The following is a 26,331-nucleotide window of genomic DNA, read 5'->3' as shown; positions in this document are numbered from 1 at the left end:
CTTTTTTCTAATGCCAGCAATCAAAATTAGTGTAGGAGGGTAATACTATTAGATAGCAGGAGCTGTAGATCCATAACCTGTCATCTGCTATAAAAGGAGAGGTTATTATGAACCAACAAAAAAATCTGCTAAACTCACGGCTAATCAAGCCCAAATATGCGGTACCCTTTGTGTTATTGTCGCTACTTTTTGCCTCGGGCTGCGGAATGGATGCTGCTGCCAATCCATCCAGCGTGAAAAATCCCGCTCATGGCAACGCAGATCCTGCAAGCTCGACTTCGACGGGCGCAGGGGCTGCGACGCCTCCTGCGAATACTTCCGCCAATGCATCACAAGGCGCAGAGCCCTCAGAATTTCAAATCCAGACGATGCTTACAGATGTACATTTACTGGGTGACAAGCTTGGTTTTGCCTGGGGCGTTACAGCCAAGGAGCTAAGATTATACCGTACAGATGACGGAGGAAGCAAATGGACAGCCGTGTCGCCGAAGGCGGAGGGCAAACCATTCCTTGCTTCGCCCAAAGAAAAGAACACGATTTATTTCTTTGACCGTGATCATATATGGGTCTACCGATCGGCTCAATATGAAGAAAAGCCAGCGATACTCCGCACCTCAGATGGTGGCAAAACCTGGAGCTCTACTGAGCTTCCGGTCACGGCTCGTGCAACAGGCATGTATTTTACTGATCCAAGCCATGGCTGGCTGCTCACATCCTCCGACGCGGCCATGAGCAAATCGGAAAAGTCACTTTACCAGACGAAGGACGGCGGCGCAAGCTGGAAACGGATTATGGGAAATACCGGCTATTTGCCCACAGAGAACCCAACGCCAGAGGCGATTCCCCAATTGGGCTATGCTCGGGGGATCAGCTTTAAGGATGCGTCCAACGGCTTTGTACCCATTGAATCGATTGAAGGCAAATTGAAGTTGTACGGGACAACTGATGGAGGCGTAACCTGGGGCGATATCGTTTTACCGTCGCTCGAGGAGAAGGAAGGAACGAGCTATTCAATCACAGCGGCACCGGAGTTTTGGGGCGCGGAGCGGATGGTAGGCTGGATGCCTGTAGCTGTCCGGGAAAATGAAGCCCAGCATTACGATGCGTTGCATACATCGGATGGCGGGAAAACCTGGAGCTATCAGCCGCTGCAAACCCAATCGACTCAAGCGGGCGAAGCCGCGCTCCTGACGTTTGTTAACGATAAGGAAGGCTGGTCGCTTGTCGAGGGGCAAATGAGCCACACCGCAGATCGTGGAGCTACCTGGCAAGCGCTCGCCAGCGATCCTGTCTTGGCTGAAGCGATCAAAGCTTTCGATTATCCGGTTAAAATGGAATTTAGAGAAAACGGGACAGGCTGGCTTTTGCTGAAAAACGGGGATGCTTCCACCGCGAGTCAATCAAGATTGCTGCAATCCTTAGACGGCGGTAAAAGCTGGAAGATGCTTTAGTTGGCAGGATAAGCAAGTAATCCGCTTGAAAATAGACCCATATGGCGCAAAGCGTTGCTCTGCCAATCCTGCGAAAATGGAGGGAGAGCATCGTGATTGCGTTTTTTTGCTAGGTTACACCTTTTCAAAGCTATTTATATCTGCTATACTCAATTAGTAAATATTACGAATAATAATATGCCGATTGAGCAGCAATTCATTAGCTATTTTAAATAATAGTAATAATTACATTTAAAAAGGGGTGGGAATGAGCCGAAATCAATGGTATGTGCTGTGGTGGAATGAAATTTAATAGCCAATCTAAAGGAGCATGCTTGGAAAATCAAACAAGCCTTATAGCCCGGCGGTGTATCTGATGCCACTTATTCGGATTATAAAGGCAATCCAAGCCTGCCAACGATGCAGAAGAAGATCAATCTCCACTAATCCCAGCTCGGGCGGTTGGTTATTCATTTAAGAGCATGTTAGCACGGAACAAGTTGGACAGAATTACTATTAAATGACTGTGTTATTTTTTACAAATAACTATACATAGAAGAAGTGTTTTCGTAAAATGAGTTTACCAGCCTTGGATGCAGCACTATTGACACCTCTAGAGATGAACAGTAATTGGCGATCTTCGGAGTAAAGCTAAAGTGGATTGTAAGTAAAGTGGCCGGCAGCTATGGCTAGGGAGTGAATAAGATGACAACATCTAACGTTGACAACGACATCAATAACGATGAAGAAATTGTGTTGACCGAGCAAACCGCAGAGCAATGGCGGAGGCGGAGGCGTGAGCTTGATACATGGGTAAATCGGGATAAGCTGGGCAGGCTGCCTAAGCAAACGATGATGCTGGACCAAGTGGCTGTGGATGCCCAGCTTCATAAAGCCTTGACGATATTCAAGGAGCAGCAGATCCAAACCGAATTTTCGTGTGCGGGCGTAAGTATATTGGATGAGCCTGAGGACCATTCTTTGTATGCCTACATTACCTTTTTGGCTTCTGAGCAGACAGAACGGTTTATCGCCCTGGCAAAGCAACAAATGAAGCATAGGCTGCTGGTAGTGTTCGAGCCAGGTCGCAAGCGATATGACCTCTCATCGTTCCTGATCGGGCATAATCGCAGCTTCTGTCTGCAAATAGAGCATTGTGCCGAGCTTTACAAGCTTGAACAAGGATAGGCACCAACCATAGATGCTTACCTCTAAAGTCTGCCGTAGCTATCCGGACTGGATACATAGCAGGCTTTTTGCGATTGAACAAAAATGGATTAATGCCAGTATTGTTGATAAAATGGTACAAGAAGGATAACGATCAAGGAGGATGTAGCAATGACGGAAGTGAAATTGGTACTTGACTACGAAGATCATGAAAAAGGTTTAACGATGGAAAAAATGATTGACGAGCTCGCTGCTAAGCCGGAAAGCCATGAGCTGGATTCCTTAATTATTGGCTCATGGGGTGATGCCTACGAGAATGATTCCAGTCATTTAATGGAGGCTCTCATCCGTAACCATGATTCCTTTCCCAATTTGAAAAAGCTATTCATTGGCGATATGGAGGGAGAAGAGTGTGAGGTTTCCTGGATCAACCAATGCGATCTCAGTCCGTTGCTTGCAGCATTCCCTGCACTAACCTCCTTTACCGTTAAAGGCAGCCAGGGATTAAGGCTAAGCGATATGAAGCACGCTCAATTGGAAGAGCTTACTATCATTTGTGGCGGTTTGCCACTTGAAGTGATCAAGGATATCCAGCAGGCAGAGCTGCCTGAACTGAAGAAGCTCGAATTATATCTAGGCGTAGATAATTATGGATGGGATGGAACCGTTGATGATCTTGCGCCTTTTATGCAGTCGCAGCTTTTCCCTAAGCTTACTTATCTGGGTCTAAAAAATAGTGAAATTCAAGATGAAATCGCGACAGCTATTGCGGATGCCCCAATCCTTGACCAACTGCATACGCTGGATTTGTCATTAGGCACATTAAGTGATGTTGGAGCCGAAGCCTTAATAGCAAGCAGCCGCATTAAAAAGCTCTCATTCCTTAATTTGAATTACCATTATATGTCCGAAGCCATGATGAAGCGATGGGGTGAAACGGGCATGCAGGTAGACGTAAGTGACCAAGAGGGTGACTCCGATGATGATGACTGGCGCTACCCGGCTGTAACGGAGTAGGGATGGCGCAGCGGTTGATTGTTGTCGGAAATCCAGGCAATAAACGCACAGCGCTGTTGCAGCAGGCGCGTTTGAAGCTTGGCTTGCCAGAGGCGATTGTTATTTCCTACTTAGATTGCCTGACAGTAGAGCAGGAGCCTGCCAAGCTGGCACGGATCTTGTTCTCCTGCTGTGATGAGGCTGGCAGGCTGCCGATGATCCGGCTCGATTCTCCGGGCGAGAATTTCGAGGTGGAGATAGAGCTGATTGCCCTCGGCGCAGAGGATGCAAGTGAAGCAGACGGAAAAAGTGATACTGTCCAAACATCGGATATTGCTGAAGCTGCAAAAGCGACGCAATCAACAGTAGCAGCGGGATGTGTTAGCCCAGCCCTTGCTTTTGCTACCGATGCAGCAAGATACCAAAGGCAGGCCCATTCCGGCGATGCGTATCATCCCTTGCTGCATTTGAGCAGCGCAGCTAGCATTTCTGCTGAGCAGGCGCGAAGCTTGCTGCCCGAGCAGGGGCGCATCTATGAGCCGGCTCAATGGTTTCGCGGCTGGTGCCGATTGCTGCAACGAATCAAGCAGCAAGCTGAGGCGGTCGATCCATTCGTCCGTTGGATGAATGACCCAGCCGAAATTGCGCTGATGTTCGATAAGCGGCGCTGCCATCAGCTGCTGTCCGCCCACAGCGTTCCGGTTCCCCCGTTGCCATCGGTCATCGGCAGTATTCGCAGCTATGAGCAGCTAAGGGATGCGATGCATGCAAAACGCATGCATCGCGTATTTATTAAGCTGGCCTACGGCTCCTCTGCTTCCGGTATTATCGCTTACCAGGTCCATCCATCCACCGGAGCGGAAAAGGCGACCACAACGATTGGCATCGAAAGACGTGGTAACGAATGGATTTATTACAATGCGGGTGCTTTACGGACCTATACGCAGGGCGAACCGATCCAGCAAATTATTAATTGGTTATGTGCCCAGGGTGTTCATATAGAGCGGTGGATGGAAAAGGCGGGAGCAGGCAGCCGTGCCTTTGATATACGCCAGCTGGTCGTGGGAGAACGGGCTTGCCACCGTATTGCCCGATTAAGCCATACGCCAATCACCAATCTACATTTGCGTAATGAGCGGGCTGACCCAGCAAGCCTGGGGCTTTCAGACGAAGTGTTATCTGCAGTTGGACAAGCCGCAGAAGCTACGATGGGCTTATTCAAGTCCTCTTTTGTAGCTGGGATTGATATTTTACTAGCCAGAGGCTCTCACCAGCCTTACGTGGCGGATATTAATCCATTCGGAGATTTACTGTACGAAGTTGAATTTAATGGATACAACACCTATAAATGGGAAATGGCGTGTGTGCATAAAGCGGTTGGTGACGCATGAAATGGAACGAAACGATGCGAACGATGCGTTTAAGTATCAAGGCAAGTAAGCCATAAAGGATGGGCAGCTATGATCAATATGAATGATATCGTGGGCACCCACGATATTTTGTTTATTACGTTGGATACGTTGCGCTATGATGTCGCCAAGCTGGAGGAGGCCAATTGCCCGAACTTATGTGGCACGGGTCCGTGGGAGCAGCGTCATACACCAGGCAGCTTTACGTATGCGGCGCATCATGCTTTTTTTGGAGGCTTTCTGCCCACGCCAGTGACTACGGATAAAACGCAGCATAGCCGATTGTTCCATTCCAAAGGGACGGGGCTCAAGACGCAGCCTCATACCTGGTTATTTGATACAACCGATGTAGTATCCGGCCTTCAAGCTGTTGGCTACCGGACCATTTGTATCGGTGGCGTTATATTTTTCACTAAAAAAGTACCTTTAGCCAAAGTGCTTCCTTCCTATTTTCAGGAGAGCTATTGGCGCCAAACCTTCGGGGTAACTCAGCCCAAATCGACCGAGCATCAGGTGAACCATGCCTTGAAGCTATTGAACCAATATGAGCGCAGCCAGCGCCTCTTTTTATTTATGAATGTGTCGGCAATCCATAGCCCTAACCATTATTTTGTGCCAGGGGCAAGGCAGGATTCGATTGAAACCCAGCGGGCGGCTTTGCGTTATGTGGATGCGCAGTTGGGACCTTTGTTCAATGCAATGCGCAAACGCGGGAATACCTTTTGTATTGTATGCTCTGACCATGGTACCGCTTATGGCGAGGATGGCTATCACGGGCACAGATTGGCGCATGATGTAGTATGGAACGTGCCGTACAGAGAATTTGTATTAATATAACGGAGTATTGTATTAACATAACAGAGCATTGTAAACACATAATGGGGAGGGGAGAACAAAATGTTTTCCGTACAAAGAGATCTAGATCTTGCCTTGTGGAAGAACCAGCTCACAGCGGCTCCTTATTTATCTTATTTATATTCATATCCACATAAAACCGCTTATCGTGAATTTGAACCTCCGTTATCGCTGCCAGCACTCTGGGAGCAAGAGCAAGGGGATTCGTTCTTTTTATATATGCATATTCCATTTTGTGCGATGCGCTGCGGATTTTGCAATTTATTTACGTTACCGGACCGGCGTGATGATGTGCATGAAGTCTATATCAATGCTTTGGAGAAGCAAGCTCGGCAATGGGCACCTTTTGTGGGGCACAGGCCGGCATCACGATTGGCGATTGGCGGTGGCACACCGACCCTGCTGAATGAAGGGCTGCTCGACCGCTTGTTCATCATCGCCGAGGATACTATGAAGGTTGATTTGCGTACAACCTCAATCTCGGTCGAGGCTTCACCGGACACCGTTACTGAGGGGCGGCTGAGCCTTCTCAAGCAACGCACGGTGGATCGGGTCAGCATGGGTATACAAAGCTTTACAGATACAGAAACTACTGCCATCCACCGTCCGCAAAAGAAAAATGAGGTCGAGCGAGCGCTGGAGCTGTTGAAAAAATATGATTTTCCGATCCTTAATCTTGATCTGATCTATGGGCTGCCGGGACAAACTACGGCTTCTTGGCTGTACTCACTGGACAGTGCACTTGCTTATGAGCCCGAGGAAATTTTTATTTATCCGTTGTACACACGAGAGAATACGTTCCTCAAGCCGGAGCAAGTCAAACAAAGTGGGCAAGATATTCGGATGGAATGCTATAGGCTCGCCTGTGACAAGCTGGCTAGTGCCGGCTATGCCCAGCATTCGATGCGCAGATTCTCCAAGCCCATTGCTAAGCCTTCCAAAGAGCTGCTGCCGTTTAGCTGCCAGGAGGAAGGGATGATTGGTCTCGGCTGTGGCGCCCGTTCTTATACGCGCGGGGTTCATTATGCATCACGTTATGGAGTCAGCTACAAAGCTACGAAAAGCATTATCGCCGACTACGTGGACACAGTTGACTATACGAGGGCCGATTACGGCTATGTGCTGAGCCTCGCTGAGCAAAAACGCAGGTTTATACTCAAGGCGATCCTCCACCGTGAGGGGCTGCTGCTTACGGATTACGGGCAGCGTTTCGGTACAGCAGCACTGGACGACTACCCGGAGCTATACAGGCTTGTCCGCATTGGCTTCGCGCATATTAGTGAGGGGCTGCTGCTCTTGACGGACGAAGGCTTGGGCTACTCGGATGCGATCGGGGACTGGCTGATCTCGGATTCGGTTAGGGAATTAATGCATGAGCATGTGCTCCTATGACGGTACTTTATTATCGTGGAGCCTTATCCTCCTGTAACTATACCTGCCCCTACTGCCCGTTCAGCAAAACGGTTGACAGCATGGAGGTGCTTGCTGAGGACCGTAAGCAGCTGGAGCAATTTGTTGCATGGGTACGTGGCCAAGCGGCGAGCGGGATGCGGTTGTCGATCTTTTTTAACCCTTATGGCGAGGCGCTTGTCCATAAGTGGTATAGGGAAGCGATGGTCGAGCTCTCGCATATGGCCCATATCGATAAAGTTGCTGTGCAAACGAACCTTTCCGCCAAGCTAGATTGGACGGGTGAGCTGAATCGCAAGACGGCGGCTTTTTGGGCGACCTACCATCCCGAGCAAACGACCGAAGTGCGTTTTTTGTCCCAAGGCAGCCAGCTATATAAGCAGGGCTTATCCTTTAGTGTAGGGACAGTTGGGTTAAAAAAATATTTTGAACCCATCCAATCGATGCGGCAGGCTCTGCCAGAGGATGTTTATTTATGGGTGAATGCGTTCAAGGATCAGCCTCGCTACTATAGCAAAGAGGATCTTGTACTTTTGCAAGCAATTGACCCTTATTTTCAGCATAATCTCCGGGATTACGAAAGCCTTGGCCAAAGCTGCCGCACGGGATTGGATGTGTTTTTTATATTAGGAAACGGGCAGGTCAAGCGTTGCTATAAAGACAAAAGAGTGCTCGGCCATCTGTACCGGGATGGTCTTGCTGCTTTGTCGGCTGAAAGGCCATGCCAGCTGAAGCAATGCGGCTGCTACATCGGTTATGTTCATATGCCGGAGCTGCCTTTTGAATCCATCTACGGGGCGAGCCTGCTCGAACGTATTCCCCAGCGGCAGTTCCAGGCTTAGCCGCGAAATTTGTCAAATAAACAAGAGAAACGCTTGGAGTTTTCACGATTTTTTGATAAAGTGATAATATATGCATATACTCATATAAATATTTTCATATATTAGATGAGCGGATTGGAATAGGAAAGGAATGTGAGTACTATTGTCAGAGAACAATGTTCAGGATATGCTTGCCGTTATGTCCAGAAACGGTTGGCGAATAACCGACCAACGTCGAACCCTGGCTCAAGTTTTTTCAACTCATGAGGGGTACCTGTCTCCTAAAGACGTGTACGATCAAATGAGCATTAAATACCCGAGCGTGAGCTTTGACACCGTGTACCGGAATCTTCGCATGTTGAGCGAGATGGGGGTATTGGAGCAGTTTTATTTTATGGACGGCGGTTTAAAGTTCAAAGGAAGCTGTCTTTCCCATCACCATCACCATCTGATTTGTGTTAACTGTGAGAAGACCTTGACGTTCGACTACTGTCCAATGGAACAACAAATGGTGCTTCCAGGAGATTATAAAATATTGAATCATCGTTTTGAGGTATATGGGATTTGTGAGGAGTGCCAGACCCATCCAACAACCTGACTACTGGCTATGAAAAAAAACGTCCCCTGATCTAGTGATCTTGGGGACGGTTTTTTTTAAGTCATTTCTTAAGCGGATTTAGTCTTTCTTACCGTATTTTTGGTTGAAGCGGTCAACCCTGCCACCAATCTCAGCATTACGCATTTTGCCTGTAAAGAAAGGGTGGGAGGCAGAGCTTGTTTCTACACGGATAACCGGATAGCTGTTGCCATCTTCCCATTCCATTTTTTCGTTGGAGCTTTTTGTAGAGCCTGTCAAAAATTTATAGCCACTGCTTACATCAAGCATGATAACTTCTTGGTAAACTGGGTGTATGCCTTCTCTCATTTTGCCTCATCCTGTCTATAATTTTATTTGGGGGAGTAGCTAAGCCCACAGTGTAAATTTTACGATTTTTACTCGTTGTTAAAACGTAATATTTACGAACATTCTCATTATTATAGCTGACAATAGTTATCACTGTCAAGCATGGCATACACATGCTTACTGGCTGGTGTGAGTCTTGGATTTGTTTACTTGTTGCTATTGGCTGAGAAAGGTTTACCTGCATATACGCCGGTGCTAATTAAGGAGACGTCCACATCAATCGTAAAGTCGCTTTCCGCAAAATGCTCCTTCCAATCCGGCTTCCATGTTTTCCACAAGCTATTATGCCAACGGTGAAGCTCGATGCCTATCCCGATCACATCGGCTTTTTGCTTCTGAATATAGACGAAGGTATCACGGATTTGCTTTTCCACCTTCTGCTTAATTCGAGTAGTAAAATCCTTTATCTCCGCTTCAGAAATCGTCCTTGAGCAGCTTAATTCCCCTACTGTCCCTTCCATGACGATACGGATTTGCAAAAAAAGCTTGTCGTTGCGAAGGCTTGGGTTCAAGGAGGTGTGTAGCTTGTTAACGCGAAAGGAATCATAGCTGGATGGTGCATCTTTATTAGGGCCTGAGCAAGGGATAGTGATCAATCCGCCTTTGTACTGATCCATGAGCATGAGCAAATAAGGGGTGCGCTCACTAGGGATAATGCTGCTAATCTTGCCTTCAGGGAAATTAAGAACGGCGATTCCGGAAACAGTAGCCACTTCTTGAGCTTCTTTAACACGGCTCACATAAGGAATCGTTAATGTAGAAAAAGGTTCTTTGGACAGCTTGAATACATCGGTTAGCGTGACCTCTAACGTTTTGCTAGATTGGTCATGGGCTAATTGCTCGATCGATTTAAGCTGCTGCCCCATCGTGCTTTCGATCAAGGGCTTTAATGTCAAATAGGGGCTTGCCGCTCCGTTTGTAATCAGGATGGCTACGGTTCCTCTGGGTTCATGGGTACGCGAAAAAAAATCAAGCAGCTCCCCGATATTTTTATGCCTCGCAATATCCTCACTGATTAGCAGTACACGCATATGGCTCCATTGCAGATTTCTGCCTAGCTCATTGGTAGCATCAAGCGAAGCGCCATAGACGGTTTCGTTTTCGTTAATAATATCAATAAAGGTAGAGCCTTGGGAGGCTTCCATACTTGGCTTGTCCGAGCCGCCGGGCTTGTAAACTTGTGAGGTCAAGCGAATGCGTCCATCCGCCGTTTCGTCGATGGCGGCGGCTTGTACAAAGCCCCAATCGGTAAGCTCCAGCTTGTTCCAGCATCCAGTTGTCACGGCAATCGTAATAGAAAGCATAATGGTGGCTGCCAGTTTATGCATGGACGGAGCTCCTCTCTAGCTGCGGTTATTGCCTCCAGAACGATGGAGACGGCGGTTACGCGGGGAACGCAAGAAATATTCCAGGGGAACACGGATGAATATATCGCGTAGGTCCCGAATTTTTAGTGGTGCCAACGAAGACAGGTAGGGCTGGCCCAACGTATGCAGGCAAGTCATATGGAGCAACGTCAACAAAAATGCAGCCATCAATCCATAGCCGCCCATCAGCCCCGCAGCAATCATCATCGGAAAACGCAGCACGCGAATGGCGATCGCAATATCATAATGGGGGATAGCAAAGGAAGCAATCCCTGTAGTAGCTATTACGATTACCATGATGGGCGAAGCAATCTTGGCCATGATGGCGGCTTGTCCGATTACGAGAGCACCAACAATACTGACGGCTGATCCCACAGGGCGGGGGAGGCGGATACCGGCTTCGCGCAGCAGCTCGAAGGATACCTCCATAATTAAAGCCTCAACGAAGGCAGGGAAGGGAATGCCCTCTCTGGTATCAAGAATGGCTAACAGCAGCACGGTAGGGATAAGCTCGGGATGGAAGGTGGAGAGGGCGATATAAATGCTGGGCAATGTAAGTGCGATCAGAAAAGCGATAATTCTTAATAGCCGTACAAATGTTGCAAACACCGACCTTACATAATAATCCTCGCTTGTTCCCATAAATTCGACGAATAGCGCAGGGCAAATCATGATCATTGGAGAATTTTCTACCATGACGATAATTTTTCCATCCATAAGCGAGGCAGCAGCAGAATCAGTTCGCTCTGTGTAACGGACTTGTGGGAAGGGGGTGTAATGGGAATCCTCGATCCAATCCTCCAGATAAGAGGTTTCCAGCACCTCGTATTGTTCCATGCCGGCAATGCGGGAGCGGAATTCCAGCAGCACCTCAGGATTTACTACTCCTTCAAGGTAGCCAAAAACGATTTTGTTTCGGGCGATTTCACCCGCATAGAAATATTCGATTTTGAATTGGGGATTTTTAATCCGTTGTCGCAGCATTCCGATATTTATTTCCAAATTTTCAACAGTGCCCTCACGAGGGCCATGTACGACGGGTTCATTGACGGGTTCAGTTACCTGTCTTTTGCTGGGTCCTTCAGTTCGGTAAACAATCGCTTCATCCCATTGGTCAATTAAAATAACGACATGCCCGTCCATCAGCCATTTATAGGCTTCCTCTAAAGTGCAAATAAGAAAAAAAGGATGCTTGGTTACCCCCTTATTGCCGAAATAGCTGCTTACGAACGTAGGGGTTACAGGTTCTGCAATGCCCGCTCGGTGAAAAACCAAATCCGATAGCGTTTGCTCCAGGATCTTGTGCTTCTGCATACTAACCAACGAGCAGCAGTAGACGGTCATAGCTTCAAACTGTAGCTCATCACCGTAATTCCAGATTTCGAACACCATATCATGGCAATTGGCAAATACAAGCTCCATCTGTTGCCGATTGGTGGCCAAGTCTGAAGCAAACGGTTGCTTGGTTTTATTGGTTGTAGCCAGGTTGAACGCCCCATCTCTGGTTATTTCTTCATACTGCGCAGCCATGTCAACAGCGTATACAAAAAGATAAATCCGCAGCCTACGACCAATACCGTGAATGGCCATATTTGGTATACTTGCTGCTCAAAATCGGCGGGAGATTGGAACATCGTAAGCGATAAAAAGATACACAACAGCGTGAGCGGATAAATCAGGGCTCGCTCTTCTTTGATCCGAAAAACCTGGATGATGATTTGATTCAAAATAATTAGAAACAAAGTCGCCTTCATATAGGAGCCAAGAATCAAGGCTATGCTAACAATGGACTCAACCCGTTGAAAAATTTCCGGAGTTTGGATTTCACTGGCAAGACGGTACAAGGAATATTTGAAATAACCAGAAGCATTGCCAAAAGCCATTGTCGTACATAATGTACATAACACCAGCATCAGGCTTGTAAATGAAAATGCCATATACAGTTTAGATGGAAGCTTTTCAACTTTTTTGGAATTGGTAAAGGGAAGCAGCATCGAGAATAAAGCTACCTCGCCAAAGGGAAAGCCGGAAGAGATAAAAACACCATGAAGCAGAGGGCGAATCCCCTCCTCCATCATTGGCATCAGGTGGCCCGGATCATACGTGGGAATGGCAAGGATAAGCACACTCATGGAGAAGACAACCAGCAAAAACAGCAATAAAACGAACATCCTGGCCGTAACACTAATTCCCGCTCTGGCGGTTAGGCCGGCAATAACCATACTAATAGAATTAAAGGCGTAAAGGGGAGTTCTATCCATCATGACATCTGTCACAAAATCACCAATTCCGCTATTGATTGCCGAAGTGGCAAAAAGAAGCATGCCAATTAAAGGAATAGCAACAATGATGGTTAGCGCATTTCCAATCAGGCTGCGGCTGTATGCGATCAGGCTGGCTCCATCATGCTTATTGTATAAGTAAAGCGTGCAGGCCAGCACAATCATCCCGAAGACATAGGCCAGAATCAAGGAAAGCCAAGCATCATTACCTGCAGCCTGACTTAGTGGATTGGGAATATAAACGATGGCTGAGCCCAAGGAATAAGCCATTAATAAGGCGGCAAGCTGGGTCGAAGAGATTGTGGAAGGTTTAAGATTCATGCTTGAGATAGCCCACCACCTGCCCAGCCGGCCATCCATATATAGCCTTCAGAAGGTCACCGTAGTGGAACCAAGATAAATGGAATATAAAAATAAGCGCTAAATAGATCGATGAGAGGGTACAAAGTAAATATAACGACCTTGATTTCCAGCCTAATTGGGCGATTGTTCGGAAATCACAAGCCAGTAATGCGCTAAATAAGAGGAGGGCAACGATCATATTTTCCAGCATAGGCTAGCTCCTTTAAAGGAATTGGAAATATAATCTTTAGCATTCCTTGCCAGCTAGCTATTTATACTTGGAAATGTACCTATAAAAGATCAATCCTTAATTCCGGGAAGCTGTTGTTCTAATTCCAGAATAAGTGCCCCGTACATATCCTTTAGCATAGTGATCGTGAGCAGCTCAGGGGTTTGTTCGATTTCCGCTTGAGAATGCCCCTTAAGAACGCCCTCTAAACCATCATAGTTGAATTTTAATTCCTTATAGGTTTGCCCGACCTTTTCCAATACGACTCCAATTAACGTCTGGTATGGTTCCACATCATTACCCCCATTCTGCGAAATTTTAAAGCTAGTATAGCATAAAAGGAAGTTGTATTTGCATAACTTGCCAAGTTAGAGGTTCGGTGAATAATCATAGTGAGTGCTGCGCCTTCGGTTAAATACTAGCCATTACGGGTATATGACTATTAATATAGCAACTACATCATGTGAATTACACACCTATAAGGGGGAATTGCGATGAAATGGCAAGGCAGGCAAGGTAGCTCGAATGTTGAGGATCGCAGAGGCATGGGCGGCAAAGGTGTGATTGGCGGTGGAATCGGACTAGTTATCGTCATTATCATTACTTTACTCGGCGGCAATCCCGGAGATTTTCTGGGAACGGGTCAAAATACAGGCTCCAGCAGCACGGCTTACCAGGAAACCGCGCAGGATAAAGAGCTTGCACAATTCGTGTCCGTTGTTCTTGCTGATACAGAAAAGGTATGGGCAGATGTATTCCGTAAGGAAGGCCTACAATATAAGAATCCGGTTCTTGTCCTATATTCAGGCAGTGTAGAGTCCGCTTGTGGTACAGCCGGTTCCTCTGTAGGGCCCTTTTATTGTCCGGGTGATTCGAAGCTTTATATAGACCTCAGCTTTTATCAAGAGCTGCAGGATCAATTCAAGGCTCCTGGAGATTTTGCAATGGCCTATGTAATTGCCCATGAAGTAGGGCACCATGTACAAACGCTACTAGGGACTACCGAGCAGTTGGAGCCTTTACGTGCCAAGCTTAGCCAAACCGAATATAATAAATTTCAGGTGCGGTTTGAATTACAGGCCGACTATTTGGCAGGCGTATGGGCTTACCATGCCCAGCAGATGGATTTGCTGGAGCAGGGTGATCTGGAGGAGGCTTTAACAGCAGCAAGTGCTGTAGGTGATGACCGCATTCAAAAGCAAGCGCAAGGCTATGTGGTGCCAGACAGCTTTACGCATGGTACGTCCGAGCAGCGCAAGCGCTGGTTTAATAAAGGCTTTCAGGGCGGCAATTTACAGGGAGGCGATACCTTTAACGCTCAAGAGCTGTAAAAAAGAGGTGGGCAAATGGAGACCAGAACCGGTTAAAGTGGTTCCCCCCAAAAGTCGAATATGGATTCAGGCAAATCGATGACTATTTAATCCTGTATGAAATATTTACTAGTAAATAATGTGTTTTTCCCGTATATTTGATTGAATAATCAACATGTCGAAATTAGTCGTGACTGGGACATAATGAAGTTAAACCGAGCTGTCGACGAATCTTAGAGGTCTGGTAGCTAGGTTCCAGCATTAAGCTTGTATATTAATACATATGCTTAGGTGTGCTCTGGCCCTTTGTGGTCAGGGTTACATGTGCTTTATTACGCATTGTGCTATATAATTGGAAGATCATATATGTAGAGCGGTACACATCGGAAAGGAAAAGTGAGCGCAAGTGGCAGAAAACAAATTAGTAGAGAAAAAAATGTTGGAAAAAAAGCATAGAGAGAAAAAGCATACCGAAAAAAAACAAACCGCTAAAAATCTTGAGGATGGCGACCAAGCCGTATTGAAGGTCAATATCGAGCAAGCAGGCTATGACGGCCAGTCTGATGTTATTAAACAGATCCAATTTGAAGTGCGCCGTGGCGAGCTTGTGGGGCTTTTGGGTCCCAATGGAGCCGGGAAAAGTACTACAATCAAGAGCATTCTCGGATTGCTGAAGGATTTTAAAGGGGAGATTTCCTTTTCGGGTGAGCGTAAAAGTTATGCCTATATTCCTGAGCAGCCGATTTTATATGATGAGCTAACCTTATGGGAGCATATGGAATTTGCCGCGGCGGTGTATGAGTTGGATCGGGAGGTTTTTCTGGAAAGAGCCGAGGAATTATTGCAGCGTTTTAGGCTTTTGGATGAAAAGCACAATATGCCAAGCAACTTCTCCAAAGGCATGCAGCAAAAAATTATGCTGATTCTGGGTTTCCTAAATAAGCCTGACGTTTATATTGTGGACGAGCCGTTTATTGGGCTAGACCCCAAGGCGATCAAGGATTTCTTGAATATGCTTGATGATGAACGCAAACGCGGTGCTGGCATCTTGATGAGTACCCATGTACTGGATACAGCTGAACGTATTTGTACCTCCTTTGTGCTGCTTTCGGGCGGCCGATTGGTAGCGAACGGGACGTTGTTGGATATTCAAAAGCAGAGTGGCTTGCCTGACGCTCCTTTATTCGATTGCTTTCACTCCCTGCTATGATAGGGGGACGGATTGCAATGACCAGTAGCTTTCGGTTGTTTATTAGGAGAGTCCAATCCGATTGGGGCTATCAAATTCAGGCAATGAGGCTTGTAGTCGATTGGATTATTGCTTTATATTTTGTCATTCCGGTTATGCTGATAGCAGGCTACCATTATTATACGTGGCTGATGGAGCCGCCTGATTGGTTTAGTTGGATACCGTTGTCTCTAGTGATAGTGGTGTTCTACATATTTGCTTGGCTAGGGACGATTCGTTATTTTGTAGAGGAGGGCGACCAGCTTTTCTTGCGGCAAAATACACGTTGGTTTAAGCATTTGATGGTCCAGGGCTGGCGGTATTCGCTTATGCTGCAGGGTGTGACAACGCTCTTGCTGGTTTTGCTACTGCTTCCTTTATTGGTAAACACGTACGTTATGAGCCAGAATCAGCTAATATGCTTATTTCTGGTGACCTATTTGTTAAAAGTAAACATGGGCATGGCACGCCAATTGCTGACGATCCATTTGTATGGCATCGTTTTGTGGCTGGTTCGGGTGACGTTGTTCTTCGGCTTATACTTTCTGTATGAATACCAGCTTGTCCATTTTAACGAAATGCCTATGATAAGCTGGGCCCTTATCGCGATATTGCTGGTGCTGCTTGTATGTATAAGCATTTGGCGGCTAAGGCAGAAGGGAGCTTTCTTCGCTGATATCGCTAGGGAGAGCGATTCGCGGATGCGGATCGTCTCGATCCTGTTGATCCGAGTTGTGCGCAGGAAGCGCATCAGGCCAGCCCGCAAACGCCCAGTTTTATTCGGAAAGTCGCAGCGGCTGTTCAAAGGGACAGGGCCAGGTGTTGGCTTATCGGATTTCCTGGTCAAATCTTTTTTTCGCAGTGGTTCGCAATGGCGTCTTACGCTGCAATTTGTTGTTGTGATGGGAGCTGTCTTGTTTTTCGTACCGGGCATTCTCAAAATTATTTTATTGCTCGTAGCGGCTTGCTTGCTGGCTTACTGGCGAAGAAGGTTCTGCAAAGAAGAATTAGCGGCCCCTTTTCTGAATTTATTTCATATCCAGGATAAGGCTAAGCACCAAGCCTTACAGGCTGTTACACCGATTATGGTGCTACCAGCGCTGCTGCTCTTAAGCTTATTTGTAGGTTTTTCTTTGGCGGTATGGTGGGGGCCGATCCTGATGCTCGCACTGGCAGTTCCATTAGCATATGGCACGTCTTCTGTTTTTACAAGCATCTATTAACGTCCAAGAGGGTATCCCAAAACAAACATCCCAAACTGCTAAGAAAGCAGAATGGGGTGTTTGTTGTCGTCTCAAATATATCCAAGTACGAATAAAAACCTAACGGATATACATGCCGGCGTTCAATCAGGCGCCGCATGTTTCCGCCTTCATGATGTCCATAAAAGGAATCTTCACCATTTCTCCCCCGTATTGGGTTACATGAACCTTTCGGGTGTTAGCATCCAACTCCACGATTCGGCCTCGAATGACCTCGGATTTCCCCCATACTGTCAGCAGCATTTCGTTTCTTTCATGCTTGGCCTCACCCAGCTTATCTCCCAATTCTTCCAGATCGGATTCATCTCTTTCTGGCCGCTTGGATACGTTCATCATTTGTATTACCTCCTATTTGTGGGAACATTAGTTCTATACATATTTTATGCGAACTAAATACGAACACGCAAGATCTAAAAATATTTTTTTTCGTGACCCGTATCAGGTAGGGGAGGTACAGAAGCGGGTTAACGGCACCAGGGAAATCTGATCGGAGTGCTGGCGGGATTTATACCATGCTAGGGTGTACGTGTTAAGGCCATTGTATCATCGGCTTAATTGGCGTAGCCCAAGGTACTTTGAGTGAGATTGAAGCAGGGAAAGCAAAGCCTGAATCGATCTTTCTTGAACACATAACAAATGATAATCTTTACGAAACAAGGAGCAGTGCCTTAAGCGGCTGCTCCTTATTTTATTGGCCTTCTTGTGTACGAAGAAAATAAAGTTGTAGACCGGAGTTATTGATTTTACGCGGCTTATGGGGGCGCAAAATCGGCAGCTCTCAATTATTAATAAGTATTAGACTGACTTTGCCACAATAAAGAGCGGCAGCCTTGGACATGAAAATTAAGTCCTAGACTGCCGCTGCTTTATTAAACTATCGTGTCCCGTTCGTTTGTATTAGAACTGAAAACTAAAACCTCTGTACTTATGAACATCCGTACTATGTGTCGAAAGAAAATAAAGTTTTAGACTGAAAAAGTGTTAGACCAAGAAAATAAAGGGCAATAGGTCGTTCCGTCGCTTTTCGCTTCGGGGCTTAGCGAAAGTTCAAACGGAGTTTGGCATCGTAGCCCTAGCACATAATTTACTGAAAGTAGCTGGATTACGTCAGCTACTTTCAGTAAATTATTATAAAAATAGAAAAACAGGTGAAGAAAAACGATTTGTTTTTCTTCACCTGTTTTAACTTATAAGACAGCCCCTCTTATCTTTTTTAAATAATTTTATTATCACTATACAGCAAGACAAATGGTTGCCAAGGAATGGACAGAGAAGGAATAGTACTATCAGTTCCTGGTAAATTAGAGAATTATCATTTGTTTAATAATTGATCATATTGTTGAGATTCATTTTGAATGGCAGTTGTAACTGGGCGGCGTTCATTTTCATACTGTTGTAAGGCTTCTTTTACTGTCGCACATTCACTCAATGCTCGTGCAATCGAATCGGCATCAGCAATTGCTGAGTTAGCACCTTGACCTAGTGTCGGTAACATGGAGTGTGCTGCATCACCAAGTAATGTAACACGATTTGTACTCCACTGTGGGATTGGTTGACGACAATATAATGCACGAGATACGATAGGGTATTCAATCGTATCTAACAGTCTAACTAGCTTTTCATCGAACGAAGTCAATTTAGAGAGTAGTTCCTCTTTTACTGTGTCCTTTACCCAAGATGAATCCTCAGAAGGATAGAGGATATCGAAGTGCATACCTCCAGCTACTGGTTGCATTAATATGACCGTTCTATCATCTCTATACATGACAGTACCATCTTCTTTTGCTGTTTCTTTTGTTGCTTCTAGACCTAAGATTGTACGGACCGAATGTATACCTGAATAGATTGGTTCATCATTACTGAAGATTGTACGGATATTTGAGTGAATTCCGTTCGCTGCAATCACAACATCTGCTCGTACTACTGCACCGTTTTCGAAAGTTATTTCTACATAGTCATCTGTTTCAATAAGTGATTTAAATTTATGATCTAAGTGAATGTATTCTGGATCAATTGGTGATATTAATAAATCTAATAAATGTGCACGATGGATAGATGCTCGATGTAAACCTAATTTGTCTTGTTTTAATGAAGGTAGTATTTTTTCTACATCGTTTGTGACTAACTCACCTTGCGGTGTAAAAAATTCAATAGTCTTATTTATACGTGCTTTCTCGTAAAAGACTTCACCTAAGCCCCACTTTTCAAATAAATGTTGAGAAGATGGATGTATGGTAATCCCTGCTCCTACTTCTCCAAGTCTTTGTGCTTGCTCATAAACATGTGCTTGAATTCCTTTATTTTGTAATGCGACTGCTGTTGCAAAACCACCAATACCGCCACCTATGATAACTACATTTAAGTCTTCTAATTTTTTTTCGTTCATCTTGGGTGATCTCCTTTTTTATGATATTAGTTTTTGTATGGTAACGTGATACTTCCAAAGTATTTTGTTACTTTGTATTTATATAATAAAAGTTATATCGGAGATCGACCACGAATAAAAAAAGAAAAGTGTCTTAATTTGCAACATATAATAATTTTTGTTTCTTTTTATTTAACTGAATCAATTTCATAAAGATTAATACTTGAAACCGTACGAACAGAATAATGATTGAGTATTTTTAAAAATTAAGAGACTTTCTTGGTAGAGCGTTTCAGGGTTTGGTTCCAGCGGTCCACAGTTAGTTTGCAAGCGATAAGTTAAGCAGGAAAAGTAAAAATTAACTTGTGCCTTCGTGCCGCGATGCCTCACATTTTTCAGTTTGAAAGTACTCCTTGAGATAGGCATTGACACGTTCAACGGCAGTTCGCTTTTTGTAGAGAGCGTAGTAACGATCGCTTCCCCTTGCCGGAACCGTGTATTTTCTGGGGTCTGAATCCCTTTTAATTTTAAAAACCTTCTGGCAAGTCCCATCGTTAAATGGGCAATTGGCACATTCTTTAGGCTGCGTATACTTCAGCGTGTTGGACTTGGCATTAAAGCTATCGTACCGGTAACTGTTGCCCTCTTTGCAAAGGGGGCGGAAATACTTGTCTGTGCATTCAACCGGCGATTCGTTCCTGCGGTTATAGTCGATGAGTGCCTGGGCTTCCATGCCTTCGATTTGCTTATAGATCGGGGCCAAGTCATAGCCAGCGTCTGCTAAAACTTGCTTTACCTCCAGCTCGGGATGGTGTTCAGCTAAAGCTTTTAACAAGGGAATTGCCATCTTTCCGTCGTTGATCGAACCCGAAGACAGCAAAAACGACCCCAACAGGGCCGTATAGTTCAGTTGAGTGGGTGCTCCTAAAACAAACTTTTTGGATACGACCTTCAAAAAAGGACGGATATCCAACGTGTTGAAAAAGAACCGGTAGGTATCTTGGGGAACAAAATCAATAAATCTTCTAACGTAAACAAGCTTTCTTGGTGTACCCTATACATAGGGAGTCCAACCTTCTCTCAAGTGTGTGGTAGCGGTGCTAAACACTTCGAGATTTGGGGAGGTACTCCTTTTTTTTTTGCCTTAAAGACTTAAGCCCACCAAGGGTTTGGAATTATGAAATTCATTCAACTATATATACAAAAAACTCAATAATATCATCTTTTGTATATTGATCATCAGGATCAATAACCCATTTTTTTAAAATTTTACGAATACCACTACTATAAAAATTACTTAGTAATTCTGGGTGCTTAGCGTTATGAATCTTTTGTGATAAAGCATCTTCATACTTTGATGCATTTTGTAAAAGCATTTGACTGATAAATTGGTCCAGTGATTCATATAAATAATCCGAATTTTCTGCTGTTATGTGTTTAAAGAATGACATATTATCTTCAAAATAATCAATTATATGCGCAACAATAGTTGTTTTCGATTCTGATAAAGGGAGTGTAGAATGCATATCTTTAAATTTCCCCTCAACTACTATATTTAATAGTACATATTTGTCATTATAATAGCGATAAAATGTACTACGGTGAATCCTAGCTTGATCACAAATATCCTGCACGGTAATGTCAGAGAAATATGTCGTTTTCAATAACGTATAAAATGCTTGTTGAATATGATGCTTAGTTCGTTCACTCAAAGAAATACTTCCTTTCTCATCAATTTCTAGCTATTAGTAAAAGCGTCTTTTATAGAGTAACGGCATTCCCTTTTTAAAGTTCTTGTAATTTATGACATCAAGTTCTTGTCACCGACTGTTGTAATTGGACAGGAACATATATCTAACTCACATTTCGCACCCTTGAGTATTTATGCAGAGTAATTTTGGTTTTATGCAAAATAATTACTTTATATTGAATATTAACCTTAAATTATACATAAAAATAATATTATTTTGAACTTTATGCAAGGGTGCGAAACGTCAGATCTAACGAGAACAATGCCCGGTGTGGTTTTTTCGTTTAATGGATATAAGTTCTTGTCTTTTACTGGGGACAAGAACTTATATCACTAGCGTTGCATTAATATTCTCTGAATATTCATAATTTTGAAATGGTCAGGTAGTACCTGTCCATAATCCATCGAAAAGGATTCAGCCCATGGACAACCATACCCTATTTTCCTCATTTGGTAAATGGATTTCTCCCATCTGTGCAAAGACTTTCAAAGAACGGATTGCCCAAGGAGAACAAGATAACTACGTCAAGAAGTTCACGACTTATGCTTACCTAAAATTGTTCTTACATGCCCAGATTCAACAAGAGGGACTGCGCGAAATCGCAGCCGATGTCCTTTTCAAAGACTTTCAAAAGTATGCGTCAAATAGCCCCACCTAGCGGTCAGATGGGAGCGAGTGTATGATGAGCACAGATTGACTTAAGCGACAAAAATCGGGGAGTTGTGGTGACCACGGCATAAACAGCTCCAATACCCGAGGCTCTTGCAGATCAGCAATTTGTGGCAACTGTTCAAACAAGTACTTCAGATAACGGAAGGGATGTGGCCCGTTTTCCTTGGCGGTCTCGACCACATTGTAGATGGCTGCGCTCGCTTGGGCTCCGCTTGGCGTAAAAGTAAGGGGAAAGCCCGGAATTTGATTGAAAGAACTATTGGATGACCAGACTGGCTATATCTCTGATTGGGAAAGCGAGTATGAATAATAGTTCGGGCTCAAGAAATATGAAAAAGGAACTCTCAACTTTATCCGCAAGCAATGAGTATTCAAAAGGTAAGAAGGTTCCTAAACGTAATCTAGAGGCCTCAAAGCAATCAAACTCACAGGATTAGGGGCCTAAATATAGAAACTTTGGGGAGTTTTTGAAATGGATAAACATAAAAAAAATGGAGATTTGCAAAAATTAGGGTTTCCTGGGGAACTAAATCATTTTCTATTAATGGATTTAAATTAATAGCTAAAAATTTATCTATTGCGTTGTTTTTTGCATGTACGCGTCATCGGGGCTTCTTTTTGAAAAGATACTATTTTTAGCGGGTTTGCAGAGTAGCCTTTTTCTGATTTCCATCGCCCCATTAAAATTCGACAGTTTTTCTTTAGCGTATATTAATCAATCATTTAAAATATGGACTGGAAACCACCATGGAATAAAAAGCTGCTAGCAATAATTTGGTTTATCTACTTGCTATATTCATTTAATGTTATTGATATTTTATAATGGAGGGGTATAATTCTATATAGTCTATGCCAGTAATGAAAGACTAATAGGATTGGAGGATATTGAATGCGCAGCATCCTGTCGTTTCTAAAGCCGTACCGGGTGGCCATGGCCATTGCACTGTTGCTTATGCTTGTTGAATTAATGGTTGAGCTATTCCATCCACTGCTAATGTCCAAGGTGATAGATAATGGTATTATGCAGAAGGATCTTCCCACCGTGCTGTTTTGGGGAGGTATTATGGTCGTCATTTCTTTTCTCGGCTTTGTGGGTGGGATTGTCAATTCGTTTTTTGCCGCTCATGTCAGCCAAAGCTTTGGGTTCGATATTAGAAAAAGCTTGTTTGCCAAGGTACAGTCGATCCCTTATGCCGATTTCAATAAGTTCCAAACCTCATCATTGATTACAAGAATTACAAGTGACGTGACCCAGCTGCAAAATACGGTGTTTATGGGCTTGCGCATCATGATGCGTGCTCCCCTGTTTATGGTATTCGGCATGGTGATGGCCATGATGGTCCATTTTCAGGTAGCGTTGATTCTGGTATTGGTAACACCACTATTGTTATTGCTTTTAATCTGGATGATGAAGAAAGCGTTTTATTTATTCCGATCGGTGCAGGAGCGCTTGGATCTAACAAATGGAGTGCTGCGCGAAAATCTGATGGGTATGCGCTTAATTAAGGCGCTTGTGCGGGATGCCCATGAAATTAAACGCTTCAGCCAAACGAATGAAGCGTTGATGGAGCGGACGATGGCTGCTTTGCGATTGATTGAGCTCACGGTTCCTTTATTGCTGCTCGTTATGAACTTGAGTATTATGTTCATTCTGTGGTCAGGGCATTTGCAGGTGAATACGGGGGATGCCACGATTGGGCAGATTGTCGCAGTTGTCAATTACGCAACGCGGATAGCAGGCTCCTTCTCCACGATCTCGATGCTGGTGATGGCACTTTCGCGTGCCAAAGCATCGGCAACCAGAGTAACCGAGGTGTTAGCAACAACCGAGGATCCAGCCAATGCTGAATTGAAAACATCGACTCCTCAGGTGACGGCGGGCAGTATCGTATTTGATCAAGTATCGTTCCAATATCCGGATATGTCCGAACCGGTGCTCAAATCGGTTTCGTTTCAGGCACGTCCCGGGGAAACGATTGCACTGTTAGGGGCAACCGGCTCTGGCAAAACATCCTTATTCCAGCTTATACCGCGCCTATATGAGCTAAGCGGCGGGCAAATCTGGATTGACGGAAACGATATCGGAGCCTTCGAGCCTAGCGTACTGCGCAGCGAGATTGGTTATGTCCCTCAAGAGGTGATGCTGTTTACAGGAAGCGTCAAAGCAAATATTTTGTGGGGTAAGGATAATGCCTCCATGGAGGATATAATGGAGGCTGCGCAAAAGGCACAAATCCATGAAACGATTATGAAGCTGCCTGAGCAATATGAGACGATTGTTGGCCAGAAGGGTGTTAATCTGTCAGGCGGCCAGAAGCAGCGGATCTCGATCGCACGCGCCTTGCTGCGCAAGCCTAAGCTGCTGCTCTTAGACGACAGCACCAGTGCGCTTGATGTCAGGACAGAGGCAGCCCTTTTGGCTGCGCTACGAACGATCCAGTGTACGACACTGATCATTACGCAAAAAATCGGCACAGCGATAGCTGCCGATAAGGTGCTTCTTCTGGAGGAAGGCAGCCTAAGTACGGCTGGAACCCATGAGGAGCTGCTGGCACAGTCTGCGCTGTACCGAGAAATAGTGCAATCCCAGATAAGAGAGGAGGCTACTCTACATGTCTCAATTACCAAGTAAGGCTAAGCCTCCTGTCGCAAAGCCTGAAGCAAAGAATGCAAGCAAAAAACCAATGCCAAAAAATTGGAGCGCTACGCTGCGAAAAATCTGGTCGTATTGTTCGGTTTATAAAGGGCTGCTGGCACTTATTTTTTGTATGGTTATTATAAGCTCCTCATTGGGGCTGTTAGGTCCTTATTTGTTAGGTGTTGCGGTCGACAGGTTTGTCGTGTCTACAGACAGCGATGGTCTTATTTTGCTGCTTTTGCTGCTGGCCTGTAACTACATCCTATTCTCGCTGTCGACATGGCTGCAAAATTATTGGATGATCGGCGTGGCACAGAAAACAGTGTATGCGATGCGGGAGGATTTATTTCGCCAGCTGCATAGGCTGCCCATTTCGTATTTCGCCAAACGTCAGCATGGCGAATTAATGAGTCGGCTCACCAATGATATCGACAATGTCAGCCAAACGTTGAACAGCTCATTTATCCAGCTGATTTCCAGTGTATTTACGTTCACAGGGATGATTATTTTGATGATTTGGCTGAGCCCGCTGCTCACCTTAATTACTTTGTTTATTATTCCCGTGATGTTCTTTGGGATGAAATGGATTACGGCTCGTACGAGCAAATATTTTAAACAGCAGCAGCAAAACCTGGGGGAGCTTAACGGGTTTGTCGAAGAGACACTTTCCGGACAAAGTATTGTTAAAGTATTCTCTCGGGAGGAGCAGGTCACCGAGGAATTTCTGGCCAAGGCACAGAAGCTGAAGATGTCCGGCTATTGGGCGCAGACCTACTCGGGCTTTATTCCTAAGGTGATGAATGGATTAACGAATCTTAGCTTCGGAGTAATTGCAATCGTAGGCGGCATGCTCGTTATGAACGGCACGATCTCGATAGGTGTCGTGGTGACCTTCTCCGAGTATGCCCGGCAATTTATTCGCCCGCTTAATGATCTGGCCAACCAATTCAATACCTTTCTGTCGGCGATTGCAGGAGCAGAGCGGGTATTCGAGGTGCTGGAGGAAAATGGGGAGGTCAGCGACGAGCAGGATGCTATCGAATTGACGGCGCTGCGGGGCGAAATTGTATTCTCGAATGTATCGTTTTCTTACAATAAGGATGGGAAGACATTGCGTGAGGTGGAGTTTCGGGTAGCGCCTGGCGAAACGCTTGCCTTAGTCGGGCCTACCGGTGCAGGCAAATCGACGATTGTCCAGCTGCTTTCCCGGTTCTATGATGCGGACGCCGGGCAGATCCTGATAGACGGACATGACATCACGAGCATACAACGGGCGAATCTTCGTCGCCACATGGGCTTCGTCCTGCAGGATACGTTCCTGTTTCAAGGAACGATCCGCGACAACATCCGCTATGGGAAGCTGGACGCCACCGATGCGGATGTCGAGCAGGCAGCTCTATCGGCGAATGCGCATACGTTTATTATGAAGCTGCCGATGCAATACGAGACTCTGCTCAAGCAGGATGGCAGCGGCATCAGTCAAGGGCAGAAGCAGCTACTGTCCATTGCCAGAGCCATCCTGGCCGATCCGTCTATCCTGATTCTCGACGAGGCGACGAGCAGCATCGATACAATTACCGAGCTGAAAATTCAAGAAGCGTTGTTCCGCCTGATGAAGGGCAGAACGAGCATCGTAATCGCCCATCGGCTGAATACGATCCAGCAGGCCGATCAAATTCTTGTAATCGATGGCGGCACGGTTATTGAACGCGGCTCCCATGAGGAGCTGCTAGAGGAAAAGGGCTTCTACTACGGACTGTTTCAAAATCCATTTCATGATGAAACGGCCTAGGCTAATGCAATAAAATCATGCTCCAAATGTGGGAGCCCAAT

General features: G+C 45.3%; 24 protein-coding genes and 2 pseudogenes. 15 read left to right on the top strand and 11 right to left on the bottom strand.

The genetic code is table 11. From position 1 onward, the window contains the following. Nucleotides 1-107 precede the first annotated feature (107 nt). The 8 genes from G9U52_RS13515 to G9U52_RS13480 all read left to right on the top strand — a co-directional run bounded on the left by G9U52_RS13515 (nucleotide 108) and on the right by G9U52_RS13480 (nucleotide 8,686). Nucleotides 108-1,451 (top strand): WD40/YVTN/BNR-like repeat-containing protein, encoded by a 1,344-nt coding sequence (locus G9U52_RS13515; protein ID WP_166150260.1) that lies wholly within the window; start codon nucleotides 108-110, stop codon nucleotides 1,449-1,451. A gap of 684 nt (nucleotides 1,452-2,135) precedes the next feature. Then, nucleotides 2,136-2,618: a hypothetical protein gene (locus tag G9U52_RS13510; RefSeq protein ID WP_166150258.1), complete on the top strand. Its 483-nt coding sequence runs from the start codon at nucleotides 2,136-2,138 to the stop codon at nucleotides 2,616-2,618. Between the two features lie 150 nt (nucleotides 2,619-2,768). After that, nucleotides 2,769-3,614 (top strand): STM4015 family protein, encoded by an 846-nt coding sequence (locus G9U52_RS13505; protein ID WP_166150256.1) that lies wholly within the window; start codon nucleotides 2,769-2,771, stop codon nucleotides 3,612-3,614. Between the two features lie 2 nt (nucleotides 3,615-3,616). Beyond that, entirely contained in the window at nucleotides 3,617-4,984 is a 1,368-nt protein-coding gene (locus tag G9U52_RS13500; RefSeq protein ID WP_166150254.1) for an STM4014 family protein, read from the top strand. Between the two features lie 69 nt (nucleotides 4,985-5,053). Continuing rightward, a complete protein-coding gene (locus tag G9U52_RS13495) occupies nucleotides 5,054-5,839 on the top strand; it encodes an STM4013/SEN3800 family hydrolase (protein WP_166150252.1) in 786 nt (261 codons plus the stop codon). Between the two features lie 60 nt (nucleotides 5,840-5,899). Beyond that, nucleotides 5,900-7,249: an STM4012 family radical SAM protein gene (locus G9U52_RS13490; RefSeq protein WP_166150250.1), complete on the top strand. Its 1,350-nt coding sequence runs from the start codon at nucleotides 5,900-5,902 to the stop codon at nucleotides 7,247-7,249. Continuing rightward, a complete protein-coding gene (locus G9U52_RS13485) occupies nucleotides 7,246-8,109 on the top strand; it encodes an STM4011 family radical SAM protein (protein ID WP_166150248.1) in 864 nt (287 codons plus the stop codon). The genes G9U52_RS13490 and G9U52_RS13485 overlap by 4 nt, the downstream gene beginning before the upstream one ends. Nucleotides 8,110-8,275: 166 nt before the next feature. Continuing rightward, entirely contained in the window at nucleotides 8,276-8,686 is a 411-nt protein-coding gene (locus tag G9U52_RS13480) for a Fur family transcriptional regulator (RefSeq protein ID WP_166150761.1), read from the top strand. A gap of 78 nt (nucleotides 8,687-8,764) precedes the next feature. Here the strand turns inward: G9U52_RS13480 and G9U52_RS13475 are convergent, their stop codons facing one another. The 6 genes from G9U52_RS13475 to G9U52_RS13450 all read right to left on the bottom strand — a co-directional run bounded on the left by G9U52_RS13475 (nucleotide 8,765) and on the right by G9U52_RS13450 (nucleotide 13,565). Then, nucleotides 8,765-9,013 carry a type B 50S ribosomal protein L31 gene (locus G9U52_RS13475; RefSeq protein WP_166150246.1) on the bottom strand — a complete coding sequence of 83 codons (249 nt, stop codon included), beginning with the start codon at nucleotides 9,011-9,013 and terminating at the stop codon, nucleotides 8,765-8,767. Between the two features lie 185 nt (nucleotides 9,014-9,198). After that, nucleotides 9,199-10,380, bottom strand: coding sequence for a Ger(x)C family spore germination protein (locus G9U52_RS13470; protein ID WP_166150244.1), 1,182 nt, complete (start codon nucleotides 10,378-10,380; stop codon nucleotides 9,199-9,201). Nucleotides 10,381-10,395: 15 nt separating this feature from the next. Continuing rightward, nucleotides 10,396-12,009: a spore germination protein gene (locus G9U52_RS13465; RefSeq protein ID WP_243767312.1), complete on the bottom strand. Its 1,614-nt coding sequence runs from the start codon at nucleotides 12,007-12,009 to the stop codon at nucleotides 10,396-10,398. Next, on the bottom strand, nucleotides 11,925-13,022 hold the full coding sequence (locus G9U52_RS13460) for a GerAB/ArcD/ProY family transporter (RefSeq protein WP_166150242.1): 1,098 nt from the start codon (nucleotides 13,020-13,022) through the stop codon (nucleotides 11,925-11,927). Before G9U52_RS13460 ends, G9U52_RS13465 begins: the two co-directional genes overlap by 85 nt. Next, nucleotides 13,012-13,254 (bottom strand): hypothetical protein, encoded by a 243-nt coding sequence (locus G9U52_RS13455; RefSeq protein WP_166150240.1) that lies wholly within the window; start codon nucleotides 13,252-13,254, stop codon nucleotides 13,012-13,014. The genes G9U52_RS13460 and G9U52_RS13455 overlap by 11 nt, the downstream gene beginning before the upstream one ends. 89 nt (nucleotides 13,255-13,343) lie before the next feature. Further along, a complete protein-coding gene (locus G9U52_RS13450) occupies nucleotides 13,344-13,565 on the bottom strand; it encodes a hypothetical protein (RefSeq protein ID WP_166150238.1) in 222 nt (73 codons plus the stop codon). Between the two features lie 201 nt (nucleotides 13,566-13,766). Between G9U52_RS13450 and ypfJ the strand changes: the two genes are divergently transcribed. From ypfJ to G9U52_RS13435, 3 genes are all read left to right on the top strand, one after another. Beyond that, on the top strand, nucleotides 13,767-14,603 hold the full coding sequence (gene ypfJ, locus G9U52_RS13445; RefSeq protein ID WP_166150236.1) for a KPN_02809 family neutral zinc metallopeptidase: 837 nt from the start codon (nucleotides 13,767-13,769) through the stop codon (nucleotides 14,601-14,603). Between the two features lie 385 nt (nucleotides 14,604-14,988). Further along, nucleotides 14,989-15,792, top strand: coding sequence for an ABC transporter ATP-binding protein (locus tag G9U52_RS13440; RefSeq protein WP_311764858.1), 804 nt, complete (start codon nucleotides 14,989-14,991; stop codon nucleotides 15,790-15,792). Between the two features lie 17 nt (nucleotides 15,793-15,809). Next, nucleotides 15,810-17,033: an ABC transporter permease gene (locus G9U52_RS13435; protein ID WP_166150234.1), complete on the top strand. Its 1,224-nt coding sequence runs from the start codon at nucleotides 15,810-15,812 to the stop codon at nucleotides 17,031-17,033. A gap of 126 nt (nucleotides 17,034-17,159) precedes the next feature. On the opposite strand, the gene G9U52_RS13430 is transcribed toward G9U52_RS13435, so the two are convergent. Further along, on the bottom strand, nucleotides 17,160-17,408 hold the full coding sequence (locus G9U52_RS13430; RefSeq protein WP_166150232.1) for a YolD-like family protein: 249 nt from the start codon (nucleotides 17,406-17,408) through the stop codon (nucleotides 17,160-17,162). A gap of 658 nt (nucleotides 17,409-18,066) precedes the next feature. Between G9U52_RS13430 and G9U52_RS42080 the strand changes: the two are divergent. Beyond that, a pseudogene (locus G9U52_RS42080) lies at nucleotides 18,067-18,165 on the top strand (transposase); the annotation flags it as partial. Between the two features lie 219 nt (nucleotides 18,166-18,384). On the opposite strand, the gene G9U52_RS13420 reads toward G9U52_RS42080, so the two are convergent. The 3 genes and pseudogenes from G9U52_RS13420 to G9U52_RS13410 all read right to left on the bottom strand — a co-directional run bounded on the left by G9U52_RS13420 (nucleotide 18,385) and on the right by G9U52_RS13410 (nucleotide 21,149). After that, on the bottom strand, nucleotides 18,385-19,458 hold the full coding sequence (locus tag G9U52_RS13420; protein WP_166150229.1) for an FAD-dependent oxidoreductase: 1,074 nt from the start codon (nucleotides 19,456-19,458) through the stop codon (nucleotides 18,385-18,387). A gap of 245 nt (nucleotides 19,459-19,703) precedes the next feature. Further along, nucleotides 19,704-20,323 (bottom strand): annotated as a pseudogene (locus G9U52_RS13415) (transposase); the annotation flags it as partial. A 298-nt stretch (nucleotides 20,324-20,621) separates the two neighbouring features. Beyond that, the gene (locus G9U52_RS13410) at nucleotides 20,622-21,149 is read right to left on the bottom strand and encodes a TetR/AcrR family transcriptional regulator C-terminal domain-containing protein (protein WP_166150227.1); all 528 of its coding nucleotides are present in this window, start codon (nucleotides 21,147-21,149) and stop codon (nucleotides 20,622-20,624) included. Nucleotides 21,150-21,609: 460 nt separating this feature from the next. On the opposite strand from G9U52_RS13410, the gene G9U52_RS13405 reads away from it, so the two are divergent. After that, nucleotides 21,610-21,846, top strand: a complete 237-nt coding sequence (locus G9U52_RS13405) for a DUF4372 domain-containing protein (RefSeq protein WP_166150225.1) — start codon at nucleotides 21,610-21,612, stop codon at nucleotides 21,844-21,846. Here the strand turns inward: G9U52_RS13405 and G9U52_RS13400 are convergent. Further along, nucleotides 21,843-22,040 (bottom strand): transposase domain-containing protein, encoded by a 198-nt coding sequence (locus G9U52_RS13400; RefSeq protein ID WP_166150223.1) that lies wholly within the window; start codon nucleotides 22,038-22,040, stop codon nucleotides 21,843-21,845. The genes G9U52_RS13405 and G9U52_RS13400 overlap by 4 nt on opposite strands. Nucleotides 22,041-22,749: 709 nt before the next feature. Between G9U52_RS13400 and G9U52_RS13395 the strand changes: the two genes are divergently transcribed. Further along, nucleotides 22,750-24,492, top strand: a complete 1,743-nt coding sequence (locus G9U52_RS13395; RefSeq protein ID WP_166150221.1) for an ABC transporter ATP-binding protein — start codon at nucleotides 22,750-22,752, stop codon at nucleotides 24,490-24,492. Beyond that, complete coding sequence (locus tag G9U52_RS13390; RefSeq protein ID WP_166150219.1) at nucleotides 24,473-26,290, top strand: ABC transporter ATP-binding protein; 1,818 nt, start codon at nucleotides 24,473-24,475, stop codon at nucleotides 26,288-26,290. Before G9U52_RS13395 ends, G9U52_RS13390 begins: the two co-directional genes overlap by 20 nt. Nucleotides 26,291-26,331 lie beyond the last annotated feature (41 nt).

The sequence above is a fragment of the Paenibacillus agricola genome (assembly GCF_011440305.1).
Lineage (GTDB): Bacteria > Bacillota > Bacilli > Paenibacillales > NBRC-103111 > Paenibacillus_S > Paenibacillus_S agricola.
The sequence above is the reverse complement of the archived record's forward strand: the minus strand, read 5'-3'. Positions and strand labels throughout refer to the sequence as shown.